Source organism: Planctomycetota bacterium (assembly GCA_026387035.1).
Lineage (GTDB): Bacteria > Planctomycetota > Phycisphaerae > FEN-1346 > FEN-1346 > JAPLMM01.
Genome location: JAPLMM010000101.1, coordinates 1 through 7,206, shown reverse-complemented (window position 1 = coordinate 7,206; position 7,206 = coordinate 1). Strand labels below are relative to the sequence as shown.

At 68.6% G+C, this 7,206-nt stretch carries 5 protein-coding genes; 2 read left to right on the top strand and 3 right to left on the bottom strand.

Annotated elements, in window-relative coordinates:
• From NTX40_03635 to thiS, 3 genes are all read right to left on the bottom strand, one after another.
• Nucleotides 1-1,774 (bottom strand): DEAD/DEAH box helicase (locus NTX40_03635; protein ID MCX5648177.1); only part of this gene is annotated, 1,774 nt, incomplete at its 3' end.
• A gap of 147 nt (nt 1,775-1,921) precedes the next feature.
• The gene (locus NTX40_03630) at nt 1,922-2,710 is read right to left on the bottom strand and encodes a thiazole synthase (protein MCX5648176.1); all 789 of its coding nucleotides are present in this window, start codon (nt 2,708-2,710) and stop codon (nt 1,922-1,924) included.
• Between the two features lie 67 nt (nt 2,711-2,777).
• Nucleotides 2,778-2,978, bottom strand: coding sequence for a sulfur carrier protein ThiS (gene thiS, locus NTX40_03625; GenBank protein ID MCX5648175.1), 201 nt, complete (start codon nt 2,976-2,978; stop codon nt 2,778-2,780).
• A gap of 164 nt (nt 2,979-3,142) precedes the next feature.
• On the opposite strand from thiS, the gene NTX40_03620 reads away from it, so the two are divergent.
• Nucleotides 3,143-5,464 (top strand): hypothetical protein, encoded by a 2,322-nt coding sequence (locus NTX40_03620; GenBank protein MCX5648174.1) that lies wholly within the window; start codon nt 3,143-3,145, stop codon nt 5,462-5,464.
• Between the two features lie 179 nt (nt 5,465-5,643).
• Nucleotides 5,644-7,182, top strand: coding sequence for a hypothetical protein (locus NTX40_03615; GenBank protein ID MCX5648173.1), 1,539 nt, complete (start codon nt 5,644-5,646; stop codon nt 7,180-7,182).
• Nucleotides 7,183-7,206: the final 24 nt, after the last annotated feature.

Genomic DNA, 7,206 nt, shown 5'->3' with positions numbered 1-7,206 from the left:
CGCCCTGCCAGAACGTCGCGGTGCCGAAGAGTACCGAATGGGCGTCGCGGCGAAACTCCTCCAGCATCTTCCCGCGGGGCAGCCCTTCGCCCTGGACGAGGAGCCGCCAACCGCGCTTCGCCAGGTGCGGCCGGAGCGCGTAGGCAGCGCGGGAAAGCATCTCGTAGGACGTAAAGAGGACGAACGCCCGGCCCTGGGAGAGGTCGAGGTAGCGCTGGATGGCGCCCACGGCGGCGTCGAAGTAGGCGGGGTCGGCCGGTTCCGGCAGGTCGGCCTCCAGATAGAGGCGCACTTTCGATTCGTAATCGAACGGCGAGCCGACCCAGAGCGTGTCGCAGTCCTCCAGGCCCAGACGCTGCCGCACGTAGGCGAACTCGTCGCGCGGGCCCACCGAAAGCGTCGCGCTCGTCAGGACGGCCGAGCGAACCTCCTGCCAGACAAGCAAGTCGAGCATTCCGCCGACGTGGACCGGCGCGGCATGAAGCGAGACGCGGGGCCGCCGAAAAATGGGGTCTGACCCCATTTTCTTAAGTCCTTTCTGCAGAAGTGGTTGCGCGTCCCCGTTTTCGGAAGATAGGGGCTGACCCTCTTTTTTTGCTTCGACCCAGTAGACCGCGCCGGAGCCGGGAGAGTCGGAGGCGTAGGTCTGGCCGACGAAGGAAACGACGGCCCCGGCGAGGCGTCGGGCGCGGTCGGCGTAGGACGCGAGTTCGTCGGCCGACTCCTCATCGCGGCCCATCTTCTTGGCGAGCGCGCCGAGGGCCGAGGCGAGGCGTTCGAGCGACGGCGAGAGGGGGTTCTCGAAAACGTTCGGGCGTGCGACGCGCCCGCTGGGGCCGCCCTCGCCTTCGAACCAGGCGCGGAGCGAGGCGAAGAAGTCGGCCGAGGCGCGGCCGGCATCGTCGCAGGCGAGCCTGGCGGCTTCGGCGCCCCGTTCGATGGCCGCCAGGGCGCCTCGCGGGCGCTTCCCGCCGGCGCCGGACCAGAGGAGGCCCAGGAGAAACGCGACCTGGCTGGAGGAGACGGCGATGCCGAGTTGGTCGCAGGCGACCGTCTCGACGTTGTGGGCCTCGTCGAAGACGAGGGCGTCAAAGGCCGGGAGGATGCCGGCCGAGCCCGAGGCGCGGATCGCGAGGTCCGAGAAGAACAGCGCGTGGTTGACGACCAGCAGGTCGGCCTGGTGGACGCGCCGGCGGGCGCGCTGGTAGAAGCACCGGCGCTCGTGCGGACACTTTCGTCCGCGGCAGTTGCCCTGCTCGGCGCACACGCGGTCCCAGACGCGCGGGGCGGGCTGGGGCGCGAGGTCCGAGAGGCTGCCGTCGCCGGTCGCAAGGGCCCACTCTTCGAGGCGGGCGAGTTCGCGGCGTTCGGCGGCGGAGGTAAAGAGCGTGGCGGCGCGCTGGCTGGCGCGTTCGAGGCGGCGAAGGCAGAGGTAGTTCGCGCGGCCCTTGACGAGGACGGCGCGGAACTCCAGGCCGAGCGCCTTCGCGAGAAGCGGGAGGTCTTTCTCGACGAGTTGTTCCTGGAGGCTGATGGTGTAGGTGGAGAGGAGGACGCGGCGTTTTTCGCGCGTCGCGAGGTGGATCGCCGGGACGAGGTAAGCGAAGGACTTGCCGACGCCGGTGCCCGCCTCGACGACCAGGTGCCGGCCGGCACGGAAGGCGCGGTCGACGGCCTCGGCCATGGCGATCTGCTCGGGGCGGTGCTCGTAGCCCGCGAGGCCTCGGGCGACGAGGCCTTCCGGGCCGAGGGCGGATTGGACGTCGTGGTCCACGCGGGCTCCCCGTGGCACGCGTTTGCGCCGCGTGCTCGGAACGGCACGCGCCGCGCCCGCCTTCGTCCCGGCGCGCCGGGACTACGGCGTGGCAAGCAAGCGCGGCGGCTAAATATGCAAGCGGCGAGGCGCGGCGGCCGGTGCACCTCACGGCGACGGCGCGATGGTGCCTTCGGTGGGGCTGGAGGCGGAGGCGTAAGGCCGCCGCGGAATGCGCCCCGCCAGGTACGCTTCTCGTCCGGCCTCGATGGCGAGGCGCATCGCGCGGGCCATCCGGACGGGGTCCTGGGCCTTGGCGACGCCGGTGTTCAGGAGCACCCCGTCGGCCCCGAGTTCCATGGCGATGGCGGTGTCGCTGGCGGTGCCGACGCCGGCGTCGACGATGATGGGGACCTTCGCGCGTTCGATGATGAGGCGGATGTTGCCGGGGTTGAGGATGCCCTGGCCGGAGCCGATGGGCGACCCCAGAGGCATGACGCTCGTGGCGCCGGCGTCTTCGAGGCGCCGGGCCATGACGGGGTCGTCGCTCGTGTAGGCGAGGACATAGAACTTTTCCTTGATGAGCGTCGCCATCGCCTTCAGCGTTTCGACGGGGTCCGGGAGGAGCGTGTCGGGGTCGGCGAGGACTTCGAGTTTGACCCACTCGACGCCGAGGGCTTCGCGCGCGAGTCGTGCGGTGCGGACGGCATCGTCGGCATTGAAGCAGCCGGCGGTGTTCGGCAGGATGGTATATCGTTTGCGGTCAATATAATCGAGGAGGCTTTCCTTGGATTTGTCGGCGAGGTTGACGCGCCGGACGGCGACGGTGACGACCTGGCATCCGGAGGCCTCGAGGGCCTCGCGCATGAGGGGGAAGGTGTCGTACTTCCCGGTGCCGACGAAGAGGCGGCTGGTGAATTTGTAAGGCCCGAGTTTCAACACGTCTTGTTCTGCCATGCCCTCGCACTCCTTCGGTCAGTAACTGAGTGACTGAGTAACTGAGGCGCCGGAGGCTTCCGCGCCGTCATCCGCCTCCTACCAGGGTGACGATTTCGATCTCGTCGCCTTCCGCCAGGGCGCGGCCGGCGTGGAGGGAGCGCGGAACGATCTCGCGGTTGACCTCGACGGCGACGGGCCCGCCGGCGGTCGGGAGCATCTCGAGCAGGCGTGCGACGGTCGTCCCGTCGGGCACCTCGCGCGGCTGGCCGTTCACGGTAATCCGCATGGACCGCTTTCCTCCCGGGCCCTGCCCGCCCGCGGGATTATAGGGCCGCGGCAAGGGCCATTCAAGCCGCCGGACAAACGCTTGCGGACCGGCGGGAATCGCGTTACATATTGGGGGGGCACGGGTTCAACTCACCGGAAGGCACAATCGGGGCAACTCTTTCGATGAAACGACTTCTCGTGATGGGCGTCGCGGCGGTGTTGGCGTGCGCGGGCCTGGCGTCCCGAGCCACCTCTCAGGAACCGACCCGGACGGACCTGCTGCACGCGGCGGAGGCGCGCCTGCGGACCGAGAAGGATCCCGAGCACCGCCAGGAACTGGCCGACCGGATCGAACGGTACAAGCACGAACTGGGTCCGCACGACGAGAAGGGGACGGCGCTGCATCCGTCGGCGATGTGGCACGCGACGGCAATCGGGTCGCTGAAGGAGGAGGTCCAGCGTCTGGAGGGGCGGCCGAAATCGACGCCGGCCGCCGCCTTTGCCGTCACCCTGCGGATCCACACGAGACGGATGGCGGCCACGTGCCTCGAGCGAGGCTGGGACTGGGGCGGCGAGAGACCGAGGTTCCAGTTCGACGCGTTCGGGTCGTACCTGGCGAACAACCTCGGGGCGCCGGACTCGCTGGGCGACGCGCTGGCCTCCTGGATCGCCAAGGAAGCGAGCCTGGCCTCCGGCCCGTCGGGCGAGGCGTTCAAGGCCGCGCTGGCCGACGCCCAGGCGGCGCTCGGGCGGCTGGGCGAGGCGGTGGGGCATTTCACTCGCGCCCCCTCCCGCCGGGAAGTCGAGAGGATGGCATTGATGGCGGACCTGGGGCAGTTCGCCCAGGCGCTGGACACGCTGGGCGAAGCAAAGTCGGCGCTCGAGGCGTTGCAGGCGAAGGCGTCCGGGGGCGGGGCGGGGGCTGCCGGCCGGGAGTCGGCGGCGCCTGAAGCGCCCCAGGTGACGGAGGACGACAAGGCGCGGCTGGAGAAGATCCGGCGTCTGGCGGCAGGGCTCGAAGGGCCGGTGTGGGCGACAATCCGGTCGGACCTCGAGCGGTTCGCGAGGGTGGCGGAATCCGCCCTGGGGGTGCGTCAAACTCGCACCAAGGCGCTCGACCTGGTGGAGCACCTGGAACTGGCGGCCCAGTACGCGCAGGACCTGGCGCAGAGCAAGTCGGCGTATCCGGAGTACCTGGATCGGGAGCGCGGCGGGCTGGAGCATGTGCTGCAATTGCTGGGGGAAAAGTCGCGACGCCAGGAGGGGTATGCGAGCATTCGCCGGATGCAGGCGGACGCACATGCCCGGCGGGTGTTGGACGCGTCGCCGCTTGAGCCGGCCGTCTGCCAGAAAGTCCTTCGCGCCTACGCCGTCCCAAAGGAGACGTTCCCGCAAGAGGGTCGCGAGAACTCGTGGGAGGAGTTTCGGGGTTCCTTAAGCCGGACGATCGCGACGCTGGAGAAGATGCCGGCGTGGTCGTCGGAGACGGTGGCGGACCGGCTGGTGGGGCAGTACCCGGCGTTTTCGAAGGCGTTCCTGGACGCGGTGGGGCGTGCGGGGAAATCCGCGACGCCGTCTGCCGAGGGGCTCCGCGGGGATTTCCTCGCCGCCGCCGGCGCGGGCCGGGACCTCGAGCGGATCGTCTGGGCGAACCGGGCGGTCAAATCGGTGGCCAAGTACGTCCCGTCGCGGGCGGACCCGATGGCGACGGAACTGGGGGCGATGACGGTGAACTTCCAGGAGGCGAGCCCGGAGAAGCGTCAGCACCAGCGGGAGAACATGGACCGTTACATTCGGCCGTTCCGGCCGTTGGCGGATTTTCAGCCGCCCGGCCCGGAGCACGCGCGGGAGGCGTCGCGCCTGACGGGCGGGCTGTACCAGCGGGCGGTGATGAAGTTCAGCCAGGATGCATCTAACGGAATCGAGGAGGCGAGTAAGGGGTTGCCTACGGCGCTGGACGCGGCGATGGCAGGGCGGTGGATGTTCGTTTTGCTCCGGCACCGGTGTCTGGCGGAGGCGGAAAGCCTGGCGAAGGCCGACCCGGCGAGCCTGATCCCGTTCTGTGTCCCCCCGAAGCAGTGGGACGCCTTCCTGGCGGCAACGGACAAACAGTTGCGGGGCCTTTTCAGCCAGTACCTCGTTCCGAAGGCCCCCATTCCGGGCACCGGCTACCTGGCAGACTGGGACACGGTGTATTGCACGGTGGCGGCGGCCCAGCGGATGACCCTCCAGGAGCAGAAGGCCGAGGAGACGGACCTGGACCGGCTCCTGGGGAACCTGTACGGCGTGGCGGACCCGGACGCGTCGGACGCGGCGGTGCTCGGCTGGGCGACGGGATACCACACGACGGAAGCGTCGATGGCCCTGGTCGGGGGGTTCGGGGGGACGGCCCGCTGGCACCTGTACGAACTGGACCAACTGTGCCAGACGTGGCGGATGAGCCGGCCGTTCACGGCCGAGCAACTCGAAGCCGCGAACCCGAAGGCGGCGAAAGGGGCCGGCTGACGCCTGCCGGCGACCCCGAGCCGACGCTCGGAGCCGGGGGACCCCAAAAAAATCGGCCGACCTCGATGTTTTTTCTTGACGCCTCCGCGGCCGCGCGGTACGAGAGGTGCGCCCTTCCCCGTCCAACGTTCCCCGAACGAACGCGCCACGCGTACGTCTGACCCAGAAGGAGACCGTCCGTGTATCGCAATCTGATGGAGATTCTGGATGAGTATCTGTCGGGCGTCGGGCAGTACCGCTATGTCCTCTTGAGCGGGCTGGCGGTCTTGATGATCGCCTTCGTGCTGCAATTCGTGCCGCCCTGGCGGCGGGCGGTGCGCGACGCCCGCGCGGGGCGCGGATGGAAGGCGGTGCTCCTGACACTGGCGAACGCGCTGATGGTGCTGGTCGTGGGCACGGCGCTGGTGGCGGCGCTGGGCGCCGGGCTGCTGCATCAGTGGCGCGAGTTTTCGCAACGCCAGGGCAACGTCACGCAAAAGAACCTCTATACCGTCCAGAGCGTGTGGGGCAACCCGCACGAGCAGCGCGAACTTTCGGTCAATCACTTCATCACCAAGGAACAAAGCGTCCTGGTGTTCCGGGAGGGGCGGGAGATCATCGAGGAAGAAGGCTCGACGAGCGAGTTGCCCCAGGGTGACAACGCCCCCACCCGCGTCAAGCGCAAGGTCCGCGAACCCGTGCCGCAAAATTCCATCATCAGCGGCAACGTGGAGATCGATGTCCAGGTGCGGTACGTCAAACTCGGCTCGGCGTACTACACGGGCTACGAGGACTCCTGGACCATGGCCTACGTCGTGAAGAACCGGAGCGACAAGAAGACGGAGGCGGAGTTCCGTTTCCCTATGCCCGCGGAGCGCGGCGACTACAGGGATTTCAAGATCGAGGCGGACGGCAAGGACTGGCGCGAGCACCTCGTCCTCTCCAACAACGCCCAGACCTGGAAGATGCCGATGGAGCCCGGCCAGGAGGTCCAGGTCAGGGTCCACTACGCCTCCACGGGAACGGGCCACGTCCGCTATTCCCAGGCCTACATGGCCCAGCGGGACCGCTCGAAGGTCGTTCTGCAGCTCCGGCCGGACGTGGACCAGGGACAGAAGCGGATTCTCTGGCGCGACCTGACGCCGCTCGTCGGCGGCATGAAGCCGACCAACCGCGAGACGCTCCTCGCCTGGGAACCGCAAAAGGACGGCGAGCCGATCGTCCTGGAGTGGGACCTCGCCTCCTCGGTGACAACCTCCGACATGGGCGTCGTCCTGCCGCAGATGACGCAGCCGGGAACCTACGCCGGCTGGCTGCTCCACGAGGCGCCCTGGGGCCTGATACTCCTGGTCGGCGTCCTGACCATTACGTGGATGCTGCTGGGGCGCGACGAGTTCCTGATGAGCCTGGCGGTCCTGGCGATCGCGTACTTCCTGTTCTACACGTTGACGGCTTATTTCTCGGAGATTCTGACGTCGTTCGCCGGCTGCTTCGCGCTGGGCGCCCTGGCGACGCTGTTGGTTTCGGGCGCGTATGTCTGGCTCGGCTGGGGGCGGACGTATGCGGCCCACCAGACGATGGCCCTCGTGGCCGTCTTCACGATTTACTACCCGCTGGCCCTCATCTCTGAGAACTATGGGAATACGCTGATTCAAGTCCTCTACTGGGCGCTGGCGGCCTACGCGGCGATGCTGGCGGTGGCGATGGTCTGGCGGCGTCGGCGGAAGGAAGCGGCCTAGCGAAAACCAAACGCGAGACGAGGC